This window comes from Enorma shizhengliae, from assembly GCF_009676995.1.
Classification (GTDB): domain Bacteria; phylum Actinomycetota; class Coriobacteriia; order Coriobacteriales; family Coriobacteriaceae; genus Enorma; species Enorma massiliensis.
In genome coordinates this window covers 51,850-70,571 of record NZ_VTFZ01000010.1, presented here as the reverse complement: position 1 = coordinate 70,571, position 18,722 = coordinate 51,850, and the positions used below count along the sequence as shown (strand labels likewise).

The window sequence follows — 18,722 nt, the reverse complement described above, 5'->3', positions numbered from 1 at the left end:
GCAAGCTGTGAAGTGACGCCGGATGGCCGGCAGAGATGAAGGTGATGATATGGCAGAGCGGAACGATCGACGTGGCGAACGTCGGAGCAATCCACGGCGCGAGGCGCGCGCGAAGGCGGCGGAGCAGCACACCGCTGAGGTGGCGCAGCGCCTTGCCAAGGATATCGAGCGCTCGGTGGCAGGCGTGACGCGCTATGATGGCGCGCCCAAGGTGGAAGTAGCCGAGCCCTGCGTGCCGGAGGTCTCGGTCGTGGCGTCGAGTGCGACCGATGCCGTTTTGGAAAACGGCCGCGGCTATGCGCAGTTCTGCGACCTCGCCGTGCTCGATTTCGCTTCGTTTGTGAGCCCGGGAGGTGGCTACATCAAGGGTAGCTGGGCTCAGGAGCAGGCGCTCTGCGCGGACTCATATCTGTATAACGTCCTCAGCGAGCAGCGCGATTGGTATGGTGGGAACCGTCGCCGCAACATTAACTGCGAGCTGTACCGCGAGCGGGCGCTCGTGGTGCCGGCGGTGCGTTTCGAGCGCGACAAGATGCACGCCTATGCAGACGTCATCGTGGCGGCTGCCCCCAACGCCCAGCGCGCGCGGGCGGACTACCACGTGAAGGACGAGACGCTCGTTGCCGCCATGCGTGACCGTATCCGGTTCGTGCTGGATATCGTGGATGCTCTGGGGCGCGAGAAGGTTGTGCTCGGCGCATACGGGTGCGGCGCCTTCGGTTGGGACGCCGAGACGGTGGCCGGGCTTTTCCGCGAGGAGCTAGCAACGGGCACCCATGGGGTGAAGCAGGTGGTCTTTGCCGTTCCCCGCACGCGCTACGACGAGCATCTTGCCATGTTCGAGCATGCGTTCAGCGCCTTCCCCGAGGCGCCCGCAACGACGTATGCCGAGGCTGCTGCCGCAGCGGCGCGCGCCCAAGAGGCTGCGGCAGCTGCTGTCGTCGAGGACGACGAGGACGAGGACGATTGGCGCAAGTACCTGTAGGGCGAGCTGGGCTAGACGCCTGTCCGTAGCCGGCGGGTGCCTGCCATTCGTTTCGGGATTGACGCGCGCTCATGCCGTCCGCCTGGCGGGCGCCTGCCCTCGCGTTCGGCAGGCGTCTGCCGGCCCTCGGCAGGCGCTCGTGCTCAGAATCTGCGAAACCGATGGGGCTAACCGCTTGTCCCATGCATAACAGAGCCGGCGGGCCCGCCTTCCTTGGCAGGGCCCGCCGGCTTATCTTGTGCGCCTTCTCTACAAGGGCGCTATCCAGCCGGGCTAAAGCCGGCTTGTGCATCAGCGTTCGATGCGCTTGATCGAAACGCCCTCGACGATGAGGGTCGCTCCCGCCACGATGAGGTACGCTGCGAGCAGGTAGCTCAAAACCACGCTCGTGAAGAGCGGGGTGAGGGCAAGCACGACGCCGAGGATGATGTTCACGATGCCCATCACGGTGCCTGCCGATGATCCCTCAAGCTGGTAGTAGCGCATGCTCTGAGCGAAGGACAGGCGCTCGATGCCGGTCATGATGAGCAGGAACGCGAGCAAGAAGCCGAGCGTGCTTGCGGTGAAGGACGCCGGCAGCGCGAAGAAGAGCACGCCGAGCAGCGCATTCAGGATGCCTGCGGCAAGTGTTGCCCCATTACGGAAGAAGGCAGGCGTTTGGATGTAGCTCGCAATGTTTGAGCCGCCGCGAACGATGAGCAGGCCTGCGATGAGGCCCTGGATGAGGGCGTACATGCCGAGCGGCGCCACCGCGCTCGCGATGCCCGTGAGCACGAGCACGGCGCCGAGGGCGATCATCCAAGTCTTCGCGCTTCGAATCTTCTGGTTCCAGGTGTCGATGTATTCATTCACATAGTCGTGATCGGGGTCGAACCACTGCATTGTTCCTCCTACAAAAGAAGGCCTCCCAATCGTGAGTCGACTGGGAGGCACGTTGTTATCACTCTTCTACCCTGCGGGCTGCAGGCTAAGCGCAGGCGGCATAATCAGGCAGTTTTGGCTCGAGCTCCGCTATTTCTCCACGTTTGACGAATAACGTACATCTGTCAGCTCGAATCCGTTCCGGGCCCGGCTGCATGCAAGGTTCATCCGTTCGTGAAGGCTGAGCGCTCAGCGCTTGCGCGAGCCCACGGCATAGGTGTAGCGGTCCGTCGCGATGTATTGTAGGTTTACGTAGACCACAGAGCTTGAAAGGTCGAGTACGGTCTCGGTGACCTTGAGGAGCGGTATGCCGGTCTCAGTGCCGAGGAGCGTGGCGAGTTCGTCGCTCGCCTCCTCGATGCCGAACTGGTCCTCGAAACCGCCCACCTCCGTTCCGCAGTGCTCGGCGATGGTGGAGAAGAGGGAGCGGTCCTCAAGCGGCGTTTCAAGGAGAAAGCGGTACGCAAGGGGGAAGTAATCAAACTCCACGATGCAGGGAACGCCGTCAACGAGCCGCAGGCGACGAATCTCGATGAGCTGGTCGTCGTCGGTGTTCAGCATCTGCTTGATCTGCGGGCTGGCCGCACGCGTCTCGCAGCAGATGATGCGCGTGGAGGGCGCGCACCCGGTCTTGATGCAGGTTTCGGTGAAGCTGCCCGAGGTCAGCGTGCTTTCGACGTGAACCGTCGGGCGGACGAAGGCACCGCGCCCTTGGCGCTTGACAAGGTAGCCCTTCTCAACGAGGCGGCTGAGCGCGATGCGCACGGTGACGCGGCTCACGCCGTACAGCGCGGAGAGCTCGTGCTCGGAGGGAATCTTCTCTCCCGGCGCATAGGTGCCGTGCTGGATGCGGTCGAGCAGGTCTGCCTCAACGCGTTCCTGGAGCGTGAGGGCGCAGGAATCCTTGGGGCGCACGGTTCCTCCTTATCGGGTCGCTGGGTAAGGCATGCTCACTGTTTCAATGGTATATCGCGAGCGGGGATGCGCATAGCGGCTTGCGGAGCGCATGCGCCGCCATGCGGGGGTTTTCCAGCGATAAAAGAGATTCAACATGCCGTTGACCTGTGATTTCACAACGCTCACGGAAGCATCTCGTTAAGCTTGTATTAACTTGTTGTATTAGTTGCACTAAATCTTTATATTTCAAGAACACGCCTGTTGGCGTGCGATAGCCGAAGGGTGTGGGGCGCCGTGAGCGGTGGAGCGAAGGACGCGCCCATGCCGGATGAGGAGGTGGTTCAGGTGATGGACGCCAAAGGCTTCCTTTCGGTGTTCAAAGAGCGAAAGCCCGTCATGGCGATGCTGCACCTTAAGGGAGAGACCCCGGATGAAGTCCTCGAGCGTGCGAAGCGCGAGCTCGACCTGTATATCGAGGGAGGGGTCGACGCGGTAATCGTGGAGGACTACTTCGGAACGTACGGCGACATGCGCCGCGCGCTCGAGTACATCCGCGAGGCGAAGAGCGAAATCGTTTACGGCGTGAACTGCCTCAACATCGATGCCATGGGCTTTGAGCTCGCTCAAGAGTTCGGTGCGGCGTTCGTCCAGCTCGACTCGGTGGTAGGCCACGTGAAGCCGCGCGACGAGGAGGCGCTCGAGGCGTTTCTCGACCTGTACCGCGCGCGCTACGACGGTTGCGTGCTCGGTGGCGTGCGCTTCAAGTACCAGCCGGTGCTCTCGGACCGCACGCTCGAAGAGGACCTCGCGATCGCGCAGGGGCGGTGCGACGCCGTAGCGGTGACGCAGGATGCAACGGGGCAAGAGACCTCGATCGATAAGATCCGCTCCTTCCGTGCGGGCTTAGGCGACTTCCCGCTCATCGTGGCCGCGGGCGTTACCCCCGAGAACGCGCGCGAGAGCCTGAAGATCGCGGACGGCGCGGTTGTGGGCAGCTATTTCAAGGACACCTATCACGATGACGGCGAGGTATCGCTCGATCACGTGCGCGCGATCATGGACGCGGTGCGCGCCGTGAGGGAGGAGACGGCATGATCAAGATGACGCGCGTCGACCACCGGTTGCTCCACGGCCAGGTGGCCTTTACCTGGATCAGGCAGGTGGGTGCCGACTGCATCCTCATTGCCAACGACGCGGTGGCCAAGGACGAGCTGCGCATGTCGGTGCTTCGCATGGCAAAGCCCCAGGGCGTGAAGCTCGTCATGAAGAGCGTGGACGATTCCATCAAGGCGCTTACGAGCGGCGTGACCGATAAGTACAACCTGTTCATCATCACCGAGAGCATCGAGGATGCCTGGCGCCTCTGCAAGGCCGTGCCGGCAATTCGCGAGCTCAATATCGGTGGCGTGAAGGTGGAGGACGGCAAGCGGCAGATCTCCGAGGCGGTGTTCGTTTCCGATGAGGAATGCGCGCGCATCCGCGAGCTCGACGCTGCCGGCGTGCACGTGTTCGTCCAGATGACGCCGAGCGAGCGCTCGGATGAGGCTATGAAGCTCATCGGATAGGGAGGAGAAATCCATGGACAACCTGATGATGCAAACCGTATTCATTTTCTTCGTGTCCGCCTTCGGCTACTGCAACAGCTGCTTCAACAGCGCGCTGTTCAACCGCCCGCTCGTGCTCGGCGCGCTCACCGGCCTTGCGCTCGGCGATGTGGCGACCGGCTGCCAGGTGGGCGCCACGCTCGAGCTCGTGTACCTGGGCGCCCAGGCCATCGGTGCGAGTAACCCGCCTGACATGACCTCCGGTTCCGTGATCGGCACCGCGTACGTGATCGCTGCGGGCACCGACGTTGCCGAGGCCGTGGCTATCGCCGTGCCGGTATCGCTGCTCATGTCTATGTGGTCGAACTTCCTTATGGCGGTCGTCGGCCCCATCATGGCGGCGAAGGCGGACCAATACGCGCTCGCTTGCAACCGTCGGGGCATCGACCTCATGCATTGGGGCTTCGTGCTCATCCAGGTCATCTCTGCTGCCGCCTTCTGCGCAGCCGGGTTCTATGTGGGCACCCAGGCCATCCAGGGCATCGTCGATTCCATCCCGGCCTTCATCACCGACGGGCTCAACTACGCCATGGGCATCATCCCGGCCATCGGCTTTGCGATGCTCGCGCGCATGATCATCTCCAAGAAGCTCGCGTGCTTCCTGTTCATGGGCTTCTTGCTCGTGGCGTACGGTGGGATGAACGTCGTGGGCGTTACCGCTGTCGCAGCGGTGATCGCCGCCGTGCTCGTGTTCAACACCGGTCTCTTTGCGCCCACGCAGGTCGCATCCGATGTAGACGACAACGAGTTCTAATCCCGCCTACTTGAGAAGACCGCGAAGGAGGTTTTCGCTATGTCCGAAATCAAGATTGCGCCCGAGCGTAAGCTGACCGACCGCGACCTGCGCCGGGTGTTCTGGCGTTCCTGCATGCTCGACAGCTCATGGAACTATGAGCGGCAGCAGAACATCGGCTACTCGTTCGGTATCGTGCCGGTTATCGAGAAGGTTTACGAGCCCGGGAGCGAGAAGCAGAAGCGCGCTTACGCCCGCTCGCTCGATTTCATGGCCATCACGCCGCAGCTCTCCACCCTCCTTATGGGCATTGATGCTGCCATGGAGGAGGAGAACGCTGCGAACGATGAGTTCGATGATTCTGCCATCACCGCTGTCAAGACCTCGCTCATGGGCCCGCTCGCCGGCATCGGCGACTCGCTCATCGCCGGTACGCTCCGCGTGATCGGCACCGGCATCGCCATCGGATTCGCCCAGCAGGGCAGCCCGCTCGGCGCCATCCTGCTGCTGCTCATCTTCAACATCCCCGGCCTGCTCATCCGCTGGTTCGGCCTGAAGTTCGGCTACCAGTACGGATCGACGTTCATCACGGATGCCGCGAAGGGCGGCCTCATGGAGAAGGTCACGTTTGCGGTGAGCGTGGTGGGCCTTGCTGCCATCGGTGGCATGGTTGCGAGCTATGTGTCGCTCGACCTGTCGATGATCACCGTTGGTAGCGGCGACTTCGCGCAGCCGATTTCCGACTACTTCGACATGATCATGCCGTGCCTGCCCCAGCTCATCGTCTTCGGCTTCATGTACTGGATCATGGGCAAGAAGTTCAAGACCACGTGGGTGCTCGTGGGAACGATCGTTGTGTGCATCGCGGCCTGCTGGATTGGGTCAATGATGGCGTAAGAGCTGCATCGAGTTTTTGCTCCCGGCGGAAGGCCCCGGTTCCCTTCAGGCGTGGTCCTCGCCGGCCGGCTAAGCCGACCGACTGCGGGAAACGCCCTCAGGGAACCGGGGCCTTCCTGCGCTCAAATCCGTGTCAAAGGCGGGGTAAGTTGGCGCGGGAAACACGCTTCGGAATCCCTCGGGGCCTTCCTGCGTTCAAGCGCGTCGCCGGGGTTGGGTGGTGAGGTGTGCGGAAACGCCTGCGTGACGTGGGTTTCTGCTCGTTCCCGCTTCCGAAGGAAAGCAGGTATGTCGGCGGGGGTGTATAAGAAAAAAGCGGGATAGGGATCACTCTTTGCTGGTTCTACAAAGACGGATATGCATAATTGCGGTAATCTTATGCACGCTGTATTCGTCGAATGAAGGAGTATTCCATGTCAGAACCTGGATCGAGTGACGAGCCGTCAATCTCTACGCCGCCTGCGGGCGGTGCCAAGCAGAAGGTGATGATTTCGTCTTATACGATTCTCATCGTCATCACGCTGCTCGTTGGCCTTGCCACCATCGTGCTCGCGCAGGTGGTGCCGGGCGTGACCGCCGCTTCCCTGAGCGACATCCTCGTGTCGCCCATCTCCGGCTTCCTCGATGGTATCGAGGTCTCGCTCTTCCTGCTCATCCTAGGTGGCTGCCTGGGCATCGTGAACAAGCTCGGTGCGCTCGATGCGGGCATCGCCGCGCTCGTGAAGGCGCTGCATGGCCGCGAGACCGTGCTCATCGCCGCCATCATGGCCGTCTTCGCCGTCATGGGCTCCACCTACGGCTTCTGCGAGGAGACCATCCCGTTTTACGCGCTGCTTTCCGCGACGCTTTACGCTGCCGGCTTCGATACCATGGTCGCCACCGCGGCGGTGCTGCTCGGTGCCGGCGTGGGCTGCCTCGGTTCCACGGTGAATCCCTTCGCCGTGGGCGTGGCCATCGATTCGCTCGCCAGCGTGGGCATCGAGGCCAACCAGGCCATCGTCATCGGCCTGGGTCTCATCCTCACCGTGGTGAGCTACGCCATCTCGCTCTTTTTCATCCTGCGCTACGCCAACAAGGTGCGACGCGACAAGGGTTCGACCATCCTGTCGCTCCAGGAGCAGCAGGCTGCTGAGGAGGCCTATGGGAAGGACGCCGTTGCTTCTACTCAGGAGACCCTCGAATTCACCGGCAAGCGCAAGGTCGCGCTCGCGCTGTTTGGCATCTCGTTCGTGGTCATGATCTGTGGCTTCATTCCGTGGGAGGATTTCGGCGTCACCATCTTCACCGCCGGCGGCGTGTGGGACGAGGCCGGCGAGGTGTGGGCCACCATGCCGTGGAGCGGCCTGCTCACCGGCAACCCCATCGGTGAGTGGTACTTCAACGACGCCTCTGTGTGGTTCTTCATCATGGCTATCATCATTGGCGTGTTCGGCGGCCTGCGCGAGAATGAGATCGTCGACGGCTTCCTGGACGGCGCTGCCGACATGATCGGCGTCGCCCTCATGGTCGGCCTGTCGCGCGCCATCTCCATCCTCATGGGCGAGACCGGCCTCGACGTCGTGATCCTGGACAGCGCTTCCTCCGCCCTCGCTGGCACGAGCGCGCTCGTCTTCGGTCCGCTCAGCTACCTTGTGTACCTGGGTCTTTCCGTGGTCATCACCTCTACCTCGGCGCTCGCGACCATCTCTATGCCCATCCTTGGGCCCCTGGCCGCGAACCTGGGCTTCTCGCCCGAGGTCATCATCGCCATCTTCTGCGCCGCCAACGGCCTGGCGAACCTCTTCAGCCCGACGGCCGTGTTCCTGCCGGGCCTGCTGCTCGCTCGCGTGCAGTATCCTACCTGGCTCAAGTGGGCGCTCGTGCCGATCATCGTGATCGCCGTGGCGAGCGTGGTCATCACGACCGCTGCGCTCATGGTGCTGTAGCGCATCGGCCTGGGTGGCACATGGCGCATCGGCCTGGGTCGCTCATCCACTCATAGCGCCATGGCGTATCGGCCTGGTTTGCCCATTTACTTCATTACTTGCGCCTGAGGGGCTCGCATTGCGGGCCCCTCATTTCTTCTACGGGCTGCGCTTCAGTAGAGCGGTTCCTGGGGCGCTGAGTAGTAGTATGGATGGACCGCATGTGCACGAACGATGGGGGATACGATGGCGCACATCCATATCAATCGGCTGAGCGCTCGGGAACGGGAGCAGCTTGTTGGACGGAGGTTCTCGGTTGATGAGCTTGAGATGCTGCACGCATCGCTTCTTCGGGGCCAGCGTGCGCGCATGAGGCGACTGCGCGTGCTCATGGTCGCGCTGCCCTTGGGGTGCTTGGTGCTCGGATCGATGACCGCGAGCCTGGCGGGATGGACAGCGGCGGTGCTTGTCGCGACGGTTGCGATCCTCGTGATGGTGACTCTGTTGCTGCTGCTCACATGGTACTTGGCGGTCGGGCTCTACGCACGCCAGTTCAACGATGCTGTGGACGAAGGATACCCCGAGCTCTTAGGCCGCCTTCACCTTTGATTACCATTGCGGCGTGGCTGAATGGCCGGGTGCGCGCAGCCAGCTGCCGAGTGTAGCAAGTCTGGAGTTACTGGTGCCGAGCTGCCCCTGAGCACGGCAGATAGGGAGTTATCGGCTGCACGCCGCCGCCCAACGCCGCAGATATGGAATTATCCGTGCCCAGCGCTGCAAATCTGGAGTTAAGGCCACCCACAGGGACCGATAACTCCAAATATGCAGCGCTGGATGGGGATAACTCCCCATCTGCAACGCTCAACATACCCGAAACCTCAAACTTGCCGCGTCCGTCCGGCTGATTCGCCGGGAAGGGGCAGGTGGATTTCCGGAAAAGGGAAGGCGAGCTCGACAGAAACGAATGGATGGTTTGCTAGCCGCGGGTTAGTACGCCCACATGTGGTCGACCGGCCCTGATCCGTGGCCCAGGCCGAGCCCCGCGGCGAGCGCCCCGGTGAGATACGTTTTCGCTTGGTCGATGGCTTCGGGGAGCGTCCGCCCCTGCGCAAGCCCGCAGGCTATGGCTGAGGAAAGCGTGCATCCGGTGCCATGGGTGTTCTCGGTGACCACGCGCTCGTGGCGGAACCAGGTGACCTCAGGCGCGTCGCCGGCGCCCGGGGATGGCTCTGCCAGCACATCGTTTGCATCGTTGACGTTGTGGCCACCTTTGACGAGGGCGGCGCACCCGAACCGTTCAACTAGGGCCTGCGCTACGAGCGCCTGATCTCGACTGCTCTCGATGCTCATGCCGGAGAGAGCCTCGGCCTCCATGACGTTCGGCGTGATGACCGTCGCGAGGGGCAATAGCCGTTCGGTGAGCGCCTCGACGGCGTCTTCGCTGATGAGGCGAGCGCCCGACGTGGCAACCATGACGGGGTCAACCACGATGTTGGCGGCGCTCCAGTATTTCAACCGTTCAGCGATGGTTTCGATGATGGTAGCGGAGGAGACCATGCCGATCTTGACCGCTGCAGGGGGGATGTCCTCGAAGACGGCGTCGATCTGCTGCGCCACGAATTCCGGCGTGGCCTCCTGCACGGCACGCACACCGGTGGTGTTCTGGGCGGTGAGCGCGGTGATGGCAGTCTCCGCGAAGAGGCGGTGGGCTGCGATGGTCTTGATATCCGCTTGGATGCCCGCGCCGCCGCTCGAGTCAGAGCCAGCGATGGAAAGGACGGCGGGGATGGTTTTCGTCTGCATGGAGCCTCGATTCGTTAGGTGGCAATCTAATGCAATACCAACTGCTAGATTACCACCCTTGTTGGCTGGCGGCTGCCCGGCGAGTGGCTGATGCCATGGGGCGTATGCGAACCCCACAATCGAGAGCTTCGGGCTGTCGGAACCCCGCTTTGCCTCAAAATCACCGAAGCTCGCGGCACTCAATGGGCATTCAACGAAGGAGGCAAGAGCACGGCGTGCGCGACGGCCTGATGGCCGACGTGAATGGCCTGCAAGAGGCCGTCGCGCATTGGTGTTATCCCAGTACGGCGGAAATCGCTCGGTCGAGTTCGCGCGTGGCGGCCGGGATATCGTCGGCTGCGAAGATGGCGGAGACCACGGCGGCGCCGTCGACGCCGGTATCGGCGAGCACATCGAGTGTTCCCGCGTGCAGGCCACCGATGCCCACGACGGGGATGCTCACGGCGCTGCAGATTCGTGCGAGCTCGTCCTTGGTGACATCGACCGCGTCGGGCTTGGTGGGTGTGGGGATGAGCGCCCCGACGCCGAGGTAGTCGGCACCGGCTTCTTCGGCGGCACGGGCCTCCTCGACCGTCTGGGCTGAGACGCCGACGATGGCATCGGGGCCCAGGATGCGGCGCGCCTCGGCGCAGGCGGTGTCGCTCTGGCCCACGTGCACGCCGTCTGCACCCGCGAGCTTCGCGGCCTCGACATCGTCGTCGATGAGGAAGGGGATTCGGTGGGCGCGGCAGATGGGAATGATGGTCTGGGCAAGCGCAACGATTTCCTCGGTAGAGGCGTGCTTCTCGCGCAGCTGCACGAAGGTTGCGCCGTTCTCAATCGCCTGCTCTACACACTCGGCAAGCGTGCGCTCGCCGAGCCAGGCGCTGTCGGTCACGGCGTAGAGATGCATGCCGCGGCGGATATCTTCCGGCGACCATGACCCGCGCGGGCAGGGGACCTTTGTGGGGCATGCGGGGCTGTGAGTCAAAACAGACCCGTCCCATATTGACTCGGCCATGTTAGAGCTCCTCGATCTGGGCACCGTTCATGAGCTGGTCGGCCGTCATGTTATAGGCAGCGTCGATGAGGTAGGTGCGGAAGCTCGCGTTGCCGTCGAGCTCGCCCATGCGTCCCTCCGCGACTTCGCCTGCAAGGCCCCAGCCGGCGATGGCGGCAGCAGTCGCCTCGAGCGCGTGCTCGGGGTTGGTCGCCACGTAGGCGGCGATGATCGTGTCGAGCATGCAGCCCGTGCCCGTGATCTTGCCCATGATGGGGCGGCCGTTTCGCACGGCGAGGGCACGGTCGGCGGTGGCGACGAGGTCGATGGCCCCCGTCACGGCGACCACGCAGCCGAGCTTGGCGGCAAGCTCGCGCACGATGGCGGCGACCTCGGCGAGGTTCTCGTCGGTCACGGCGTCGTCGGGGTTGGCGTCCACACCGCGGGTTGCGGCTGCGGCGCCGGTAAGGGCCTTGATCTCGCTCATGTTGCCGCGAACGACGGTGATGGGCAGCTCGTCGATGAGCGCGGCGGCCGTCTCGGTGCGCATGGCGGAGGCACCGGCGCCAACCGGATCGAGCACGATGGTGTGGCCGAGCTCTCCGGCGACCTTGCCCGCCTTGTGCATGGTGGCAACGGTCCGGGCGTTCAGCGTGCCGATGTTGAGCACGAGGCCGCCGCAGATCTGCGTGATGGCGGGGGCGTCGTTCTCGTCGTCCGCCATGATGGGGGAGCCACCGCAGGCGAGCAGCGCGTTGGCGCAGTCGTTGACGGTGACGTAGTTGGTGATGCAGTGCACGAGCGGCGTCGTTGCGCGGACGTTCTCAAGCGCAGTGCCAAGCATGTTCTTATCCATGGTGAAGCCCTTTCTTATTAATTTATTTACTTACTGAAGCATCGTCGTCGACAAGGTGTTAGTGCGACGCTCGACCTCGGCGCCGACAACGTCTTGCGGGGACGCGGGATCGGCCTCATCGGCCATCATCCCGGCGCAGTTCCGCAGATGGTTCGGCGAGGCCGAACCATCGAGGACTGTTTGAGCACGGGATGAAGGCCGATGAGGCCGATCCCGCGCCCCTCGCCAGATTATTCCGCGCCGAGGTCGATCGTCGTGCCCTCAAACACCTTGTTGACCGTGCGAACAGCGCACATCTTGCCGCACATGGTGCAGGTTCCCTCGGTCGAGGCGGGCGATGCCTCGTAACGGGCGCGGGCCGTATCGGCGTCGAGCGCGTACTTCCACATCTCATTCCAATCCAGGCGGCGTCGTGCGTCACCCATGCGATCGTCCACGTCGCGCGCATGCGGCACGCCCTTCGCGATGTCGGCGGCATGCGCGGCGATCTTCGTAGCGATGAGCCCCTCGCGCACATCGTCGGCGTCGGGCAGGCACAGGTGCTCCGCCGGCGTCACGTAGCAGAGGAAGTCTGCCCCGGCGCTTGCGCTGATCGCTCCGCCGATGGCTGCGGTGATGTGGTCGTAGCCCACGCCGATGTCCGTCACGAGCGGCCCCAGCACATAGTAGGGGGCGCCGTGGCACAGGCGCTTCTGCAGCGCCACGTTCGCCGCGATCTCGTTGATGGCCATATGGCCCGGGCCTTCGATCATCACCTGCACGCCGGCGTCCCATGCGCGCTTCGTGAGCTTGCCGAGCTCGATCATCTCGGCTGTCTCCGCCGCATCATTGGAATCGAAGAGGCATCCCGGTCGGCAGGAGTCGCCCAGCGAAATGGTCACGTCGTATTCGTGACAGATTTCCAGGACCTCGTCATAGTACTCATAGAAGGGGTTCTCGTTGCCGGTGACCTCCATCCAGCCGAACAGGAGCGACCCCCCGCGGCTCACGATGTTCATGAGGCGGCCGGTTTCTTTGAAGGTCTTGATGACCGAGCGATTGATGCCGCAGTGGATGGTGAGGAAGTCCACGCCGTCTTCCGCGTGTGCGCGAACGGTGGCCAGCAGGTCGTCTTTGGTGAGTTTGACGAGTGGCTTCTCCATGTAGCCGATGGCGTCGTACATGGGCACGGTGCCCACCATAAGCGGCGTCTTTTGCACGAGCTCCTGGCGGAAGAAGCGCGTCTTTCCGGAGTTGGAGAGGTCCATGATGGCATCGGCGCCCAAGCGCTCGGCGGTTGCGACTTTCTCCCATTCCACGGCAGCGTCTGCTACATCTCCCGAGATGCCAAGGTTCACGTTGACCTTCGTGGAGAGGCCCTCGCCCACGCCAGCGGGCTTGAGGCCCGCCGCGAGGTGCCGCACGTTGGCTGGAATGGCGATGCGGCCGGCAGCCACGCCCGCGCGGATGAATTCTGGATCGCGGTGCTCCGCCTCCGCCACGGCGCGCATGGCGTCGGTGATGACGCCTGCACGGGCGAAATCCATTTGCGTGACGAGCTTGTGGGCGGCTTCGCCTCCTGTGCCCGATGCAGTTGCTGCAGTTTGCGGTGCGTTCATACGCATGCTCCCTTCGTTGGCATTACCCATGTCAGGTTCCACGAGTCGGGGCGGGCGCGCCCCCTCTCAGCCTGCCGCTGCGCTGGCGTCCGTCGCGCGTTATCGCGTTCGGCCTCGCCTTCGCTCCTGCAAGCTCCCCGTTATGTTTTGCCGCGCGGCATGCACGCCGCCACGGCCCGAAGCTCATTATACGCTGGCGCGGGCAGCGCGGGCTGATCGGGTTTGGCCGATCGGACGTGGTGGGTGTTTGTCGGGTCCCTCTTATGGAGGGGTCGAGGGGCGGGAGCTCATCAAAGGGATGGACCGTTTATCGAAAAGAAGCTGGCAGCTAAGTGATTTGTCCGGGCGGAGCGCTATGCTAGCGCAAGGCGGATGCATGCAAGAAAAAAAGAGCCCCGAAGGGCTCTTGGCGAGTCAGAATGCCACCTACGTGGCGCCTCTCCGAAGAGGGCATTTTTGGCTAAAGCCGTATTTTGACTTGCAGTGACATCTTGACTGGCAATCAAGACGTGCACATTGTAGCACGCCGAATGGATGGGGGTCGACATGAATCTTCGCAGGGCGCGCGATTATAGCATTGGTCTCGATTTGGGTACGGGCTCTGTTGGCTGGGCGGTTACCGATGCAGAAGGGAATCTGTATTCCTTCAAAGGCCGTCCTGCCATGGGAAGCCGAACGTTTCCGAATGCCGAGCCCGCTTCAGTTGCCCGTATTCCCCGCGGTCAGCGTCGGCGCTATGAACGGCGTCGCCAACGAATTGAGTTGCTCCAACAATTCTTTATGTCGGATATGGAGCGCGTGGACCCCGATTTCTTCACCCGCCTCAATCAATCAAGTCTTCTGGCAGAGGATAAGGACGAGAGCATCGCCTCGTGTGCATGGCCGATATTCAATAGCTCTGACTTTACGGAAAAAGACTACCATAAACAATTCCCGACTATCTATCATTTGCGTGCGTTTCTCTGCGAGAGCGATGAGAAGGCCGATCTTCGCTTGGTGTATCTCGCTCTGCATAACATCGTAAAGCATCGCGGAAACTTCCTTTACCAGGATAATCCGGCGCTCAGCGCGTCCGATGCTAGCGTCGATGAAGCGGTACGGCAACTTGTCGATGCTCTTGCAGAGTGGTGCCAGAATAAGGATATCGAGCTATCCTGTGATGCGAAAAGAATCATTGAGGTATTCGGAGATGCGTCGTTGCGGCGCGCGGGCAAGCGAGACCAACTGAAGGGTCTCCTTGGCTTGCCGGCTGACCTCGCGAAGGCGATGGGCAAAGAGCTTGCTTCCGCGGTTCTCGGCTATACGGCAAACTTTTCAAAAATCTTTCTTCTATCTGACGCTGAGCACAAGTTTTCACTTGGAAACGACGAAAAGGTTGAAGAGTTCGAGACGATATGTCCTAACGAGTGCACATCGCTCTTCTTCGCCCTTCGAACGGCCTATTCTGCATATTTGCTCTCGGGCATCCTTCGAGACGCTAATGGAAAGACGCTGTCGTTTTGCAAGAAAAAAGAATACGAACGCTACCACGATGATCTTGCACTGCTGAAGGCTCTGGTGCGGGAATATGCTCCCGAGTCGTATCAGTCGTTTTTTGGTGGTGAGCAGCTGGTTGTGAATGGAAGGATGACAAAGCGGTACGATCCAACTAAGGCGAAGGGATATACAAAGTACGATTTGGTTCACAGTGCGGGCTCCTATGATGAGCTTGCGAAAGATGTAAAAAAGCTGCTTGGGTCGCTTGCGGCAGATGATCCCCGATATCAGCAGATGATGCAGGCGTTTGATGAGGAGCGCTTTTTACGTCGATTGAAAACGAGCGACAATGGAAGTATCCCCTACCAGCTGCATCTCGAGGAGTTGCGCGCCATCATCACGCATCAGGGGGAGTTTTATCCATTCCTTAAGGAAGAGTCCAAGAAAATCGAAAGCCTTGTGAGTTTTAGGATTCCCTACTATGTGGGGCCGCTTACGACAAAGAATGCTGCGGTTGACGCGCATGGAAACAAGCGTTTTGCATGGTCGGAGCGTAAGCCTGGCATGGAGAGCGCTAAGGTGCGTCCTTGGAATTGGGACGACGTCATCGATAGGGGCAAGAGTGCCGAGAACTTTATTGTGCGCATGACGGGGACGTGCACCTATCTTCAGGACGAGAAGGTGCTGCCAAGGTGCTCGCTCCTTTACGAGGAGTTCTGTGTGCTCAACGAGTTGAACGGTGCCCATTGGAGCGCTGACGGTGACCATGAGTGTCCTTTTGATACGTCCGATAGACGAGGCATTGTTCAAGATTTATTTTGCGGCAAGCGGCGCGTTTCCTATAAGCAAGTTGAGGATTGGCTCAGGCAGCATGGGAACCGTCGGGCTCGAGTTTCTGGAGGACAAGGTGAGTCGGGCTTTGAGTCAAAAATGTCCTCGTATATCTTCTTCAGTAAGGATGTTCTGCATGTAGGCAGAATTGATCCTGCAGATTTTCCGATGATTGAGGAAATCATCCTTTGGAACACGCTCTTCGAAGACAGGGACATCCTCAAAGAGCGAATCGAAGAGGCATACGGAGACCGCCTCAATGCTGAGCAGATAAAAACGATATGCAAGAAGCGCTTCACCGGATGGGGAAGGCTGTCGAGGCGTCTTCTTACTGGGATTAAAGCTCAGACCGACCAAGGTGATCTGTCTATCATGGATATCTTGCGCGAAGGAGACCCCAACAACGATCATCGAGGCAAGGCCATGGTGTTCATGGGTATTCTCCATAGCGAAGACCTCGGATTCCAAAAAAAGATTGACCAGATTAACCAGGAAAAGGTTTCCGCTGGCAAGGTATCGCTTGAAGATCTTCCCGGATCCCCAGCATTGCGCAGGAGCATTAACCAGGCGATGCGTGTAGTCGATGAAATTGTGAGTATCGCGAAATGCCCGCCGTCGCATATCTATTTAGAGGTCACGCGCGATGAGGACGGCGCGAGGAAGGGACGCAGATCGACCAGGCGTTATGATGCCATAAAGGCGGCGTTGGAGAAGTTCAAAGAAGAAAGCCCCACATGGTTTGATCAGGACGTTTTTGGTGAGTTCAGGAGGTCGCGTGCGGAAGATTTAGACGAACGCCTTTCGCTGTATTTTATGCAGGGAGGAAAAAGCCTGTACTCGGCCACGCCGCTCAAGCTCGAGCTTCTTCACACCAATCAGTACCAGGTTGATCACATTATTCCGCAATCTTATATCAAAGACGACAGCTTTGAGAACAAGGCGCTTGTGCTTGCTGGGGAAAATCAGCGTAAATCCGATGCGTTGCTCATCGATTCGTCTATCAGGACCGCCATGGCCCCCTATTGGAGGGCCTTGCATCAGGCGGGTCTGATGGGAGACAAGAAGTTTAACAGCCTGATGTGCTCTTCGATAAGCGACAAACGCGTGCGAGGGTTCATTGCTCGCCAACTGGTTGAGACGAGCCAGATTGTCAAGCTCGCAGGAATGATGCTGCAGTCAAACTATCCAGAAGCCGACGTCCAGCCGGTTAAGGCATCGCTGGGTCATGACCTACGTGTCCAAGCCGGTTTTATTAAGTGCCGCGAGGTCAATGACTTCCATCATGCGCACGATGCTCTCATTGCCTGTGAGGTGGGCAGATATATCAATCAATGCCATCCGGGCATTTATGACAACCCCATCGGATATGCCCGCGCGGTTAGGGAGCTGGTGCGCAAGCAAAACGAAGAAATGCGGAAGTATGGCAGGCTACCAGGCAGTGCCGGCTTCATCGTTGGTGGATTTATGCGCACACATGTAGACGTTGATACCGGTGAGGTCGTATGGGACGCCGAAGAAGAGCTGTCTCGCATCCGAGCATATCTTGACTACTCGAATGTCTTTGTAACGCGCATGCCCGAGGAGACAAGCGGGGCATTGTGGAATGCCACGATCTATTCTCCGCATTATGGAAAGACGGCCCCGACCTTGCATATAAAACAGGGACTCGATGTTCAACGATATGGCGGCTATTCGTCTGCGACATTCGCTTATTTCACGCTGTATGTTGCAGAAAAGGGAAAGAAGCGTAAGGCAGAACTTCTGGGCATACCTATTTCAGTAGCTCGGAAGATTGAAGGGGAGCCATCAAAGCTCGACGCTTTCGTGGCACAGGATGCAGAGGCCAAGAAGCTGAAACATCCACTAATAATTAGGGCGCGTATTCTAAAGTACGCTCGCTTTGAGATGGAAGGCAATCAATTCTACTTTGCTGCTCAGGATGCGGTCTACTCTGCGCGCCAGCTGGTGCTTAAAGGCGATTTGTATAGCGTGGCTGCCAAGGCGTGCGATAAGCATTTGAACGATAGCTGTATATCAAACGAAGACCTGATTCGTCTGTACGACGAGCTCGTTCACAAGGGAGACTTGCTTTGCAATAAGTTCGGCAACGTTACCGACGTCTTGCGCGCTGGAAGAGAGCGCTATGCGGGTCTGTCGATCTCGGAGAAACGACAGCTCGTTTGCAATGTACTGGCATATTATCGCTCTGCCACGGCGCGCGTTGACATCTCGTTGGTTGGCGGACCGAAGCATGCCGGAAATTTAGGCATCGCTTTCGTTTTGAACAATCCAGAGGCAATTGTGTTTGTTGATCAGTCGGTAACAGGAATGTTCGAGAAGAGGACGCGCGTTGAGCTTTAGGACGATTTTCATAGAGAGTCCGTGCCGCCTTAGCTATTCAAGTGGTTACATGGTGGTGCGAAAGGAGGACGATACCGTCAAGGTTCATCTTTCCGAAATATCGACGGTCATTCTCCAAACGGAGCGCGTTTTCATCAGTGCCTATTTGCTCTCGGAGCTTGCAAAAGCAAAGATCTCTTTTGTGATTTCGGACGAGAAGAGAAACCCGATAGGGCAATATCTGCCACTCTACGGTGCCCATAACGTGAGCAAGCGCATTCAGGATCAACTTTCATGGGGAGAGCCGATTAAGAAGCGAGTGTGGCAACGTGTTGTGCGCGATAAGATTGCCCAGCAAGCTGCGTTTCTCCGTGAGCGCGATCATCTGGAGGCGGCGCAGTTGTTGGATTCGCTCGTTTCAGAGGTGCGATCGGGTGATACCACGAATAGAGAAGCTCAGTCTGCGAGAATATATTTCTCCACCTTATTTGGAAAAGGTTTTTCGCGTGATGACGACAGCCCGCTCAATGCAGCTTTGAACTATGGCTATGCCGTTCTACTTTCGATGGTGAACCGTGAGGTGGTTTCGCGCGGCTACTTAACGCAATGTGGCATTTGTCATAGGAACGAATACAATCAGTTCAATTTGGCATGCGATTTTATGGAGCCATTTCGTCCGGTGATAGACCGGCAGGTCAGCGACTACCTTTCCGGATCGTTCGACGCCGATATGCGAAGGGCATTGGCAGACGTTGCCAATATCTCCCTTTCGTATCGAGGGGGAGCATACCGATTAGGATCGGTGGTCTCAATGTATGTGCAGGACTGCCTAAACGCTCTGTGCAAAAAGATTGCCGTTGACGATATTCAAGAGTTTGCATTCAAATGAACAGGGAGG

General features: G+C 59.9%; 15 protein-coding genes. 9 read left to right on the top strand and 6 right to left on the bottom strand.

What is annotated here, in order from left to right; translation table 11 throughout:
- The first annotated feature begins 49 nt into the window (after window positions 1-49).
- Entirely contained in the window at window positions 50-985 is a 936-nt protein-coding gene (locus tag GJE22_RS07885; protein WP_144687910.1) for a TIGR02452 family protein, read from the top strand.
- A 291-nt stretch (window positions 986-1,276) separates the two neighbouring features.
- Here the strand turns inward: GJE22_RS07885 and GJE22_RS07880 are convergent, their stop codons facing one another.
- Entirely contained in the window at window positions 1,277-1,867 is a 591-nt protein-coding gene (locus GJE22_RS07880; RefSeq protein ID WP_144687909.1) for an HdeD family acid-resistance protein, read from the bottom strand.
- 228 nt (window positions 1,868-2,095) lie between these two features.
- On the bottom strand, window positions 2,096-2,821 hold the full coding sequence (locus GJE22_RS07875; protein WP_144687908.1) for a GntR family transcriptional regulator: 726 nt from the start codon (window positions 2,819-2,821) through the stop codon (window positions 2,096-2,098).
- Between the two features lie 303 nt (window positions 2,822-3,124).
- On the opposite strand from GJE22_RS07875, the gene GJE22_RS07870 reads away from it, so the two are divergent.
- The 6 genes from GJE22_RS07870 to GJE22_RS07845 all read left to right on the top strand — a co-directional run bounded on the left by GJE22_RS07870 (window position 3,125) and on the right by GJE22_RS07845 (window position 8,550).
- Complete coding sequence (locus tag GJE22_RS07870; RefSeq protein ID WP_235895778.1) at window positions 3,125-3,898, top strand: BtpA/SgcQ family protein; 774 nt, start codon at window positions 3,125-3,127, stop codon at window positions 3,896-3,898.
- Window positions 3,895-4,368 carry a PTS sugar transporter subunit IIB gene (locus GJE22_RS07865; protein ID WP_019127993.1) on the top strand — a complete coding sequence of 158 codons (474 nt, stop codon included), beginning with the start codon at window positions 3,895-3,897 and terminating at the stop codon, window positions 4,366-4,368. The genes GJE22_RS07870 and GJE22_RS07865 overlap by 4 nt, the downstream gene beginning before the upstream one ends.
- 13 nt (window positions 4,369-4,381) lie before the next feature.
- Window positions 4,382-5,161 (top strand): PTS mannose/fructose/sorbose/N-acetylgalactosamine transporter subunit IIC, encoded by a 780-nt coding sequence (locus GJE22_RS07860; RefSeq protein WP_087186194.1) that lies wholly within the window; start codon window positions 4,382-4,384, stop codon window positions 5,159-5,161.
- A gap of 39 nt (window positions 5,162-5,200) precedes the next feature.
- Window positions 5,201-6,037 (top strand): PTS system mannose/fructose/sorbose family transporter subunit IID, encoded by an 837-nt coding sequence (locus GJE22_RS07855; RefSeq protein ID WP_019127995.1) that lies wholly within the window; start codon window positions 5,201-5,203, stop codon window positions 6,035-6,037.
- A gap of 413 nt (window positions 6,038-6,450) precedes the next feature.
- Entirely contained in the window at window positions 6,451-7,962 is a 1,512-nt protein-coding gene (locus tag GJE22_RS07850; RefSeq protein WP_144687907.1) for a YfcC family protein, read from the top strand.
- 225 nt (window positions 7,963-8,187) lie between these two features.
- Complete coding sequence (locus GJE22_RS07845; RefSeq protein ID WP_144687906.1) at window positions 8,188-8,550, top strand: hypothetical protein; 363 nt, start codon at window positions 8,188-8,190, stop codon at window positions 8,548-8,550.
- 378 nt (window positions 8,551-8,928) lie between these two features.
- Here GJE22_RS07845 and thiD read toward each other — a convergent pair whose 3' ends face one another.
- The 4 genes from thiD to thiC form a co-directional block, all read right to left on the bottom strand.
- Complete coding sequence (gene thiD / locus GJE22_RS07840) at window positions 8,929-9,744, bottom strand: bifunctional hydroxymethylpyrimidine kinase/phosphomethylpyrimidine kinase (RefSeq protein WP_144687905.1); 816 nt, start codon at window positions 9,742-9,744, stop codon at window positions 8,929-8,931.
- A 274-nt stretch (window positions 9,745-10,018) separates the two neighbouring features.
- Complete coding sequence (thiE, locus tag GJE22_RS07835) at window positions 10,019-10,744, bottom strand: thiamine phosphate synthase (protein WP_218957902.1); 726 nt, start codon at window positions 10,742-10,744, stop codon at window positions 10,019-10,021.
- A 1-nt stretch (window position 10,745) separates the two neighbouring features.
- The gene (thiM, locus tag GJE22_RS07830; RefSeq protein ID WP_218957901.1) at window positions 10,746-11,579 is read right to left on the bottom strand and encodes a hydroxyethylthiazole kinase; all 834 of its coding nucleotides are present in this window, start codon (window positions 11,577-11,579) and stop codon (window positions 10,746-10,748) included.
- 230 nt (window positions 11,580-11,809) lie between these two features.
- Window positions 11,810-13,177 carry a phosphomethylpyrimidine synthase ThiC gene (gene thiC, locus GJE22_RS07825; RefSeq protein ID WP_235895777.1) on the bottom strand — a complete coding sequence of 456 codons (1,368 nt, stop codon included), beginning with the start codon at window positions 13,175-13,177 and terminating at the stop codon, window positions 11,810-11,812.
- 546 nt (window positions 13,178-13,723) lie between these two features.
- Between thiC and cas9 the strand changes: the two genes are divergently transcribed.
- Together cas9 and cas1 are read left to right on the top strand one after the other, a co-directional pair.
- On the top strand, window positions 13,724-17,845 hold the full coding sequence (gene cas9, locus GJE22_RS07820) for a type II CRISPR RNA-guided endonuclease Cas9 (RefSeq protein ID WP_144687904.1): 4,122 nt from the start codon (window positions 13,724-13,726) through the stop codon (window positions 17,843-17,845).
- A complete protein-coding gene (cas1, locus tag GJE22_RS07815) occupies window positions 17,835-18,713 on the top strand; it encodes a type II CRISPR-associated endonuclease Cas1 (protein WP_087186199.1) in 879 nt (292 codons plus the stop codon). The genes cas9 and cas1 overlap by 11 nt, the downstream gene beginning before the upstream one ends.
- Window positions 18,714-18,722: the final 9 nt, after the last annotated feature.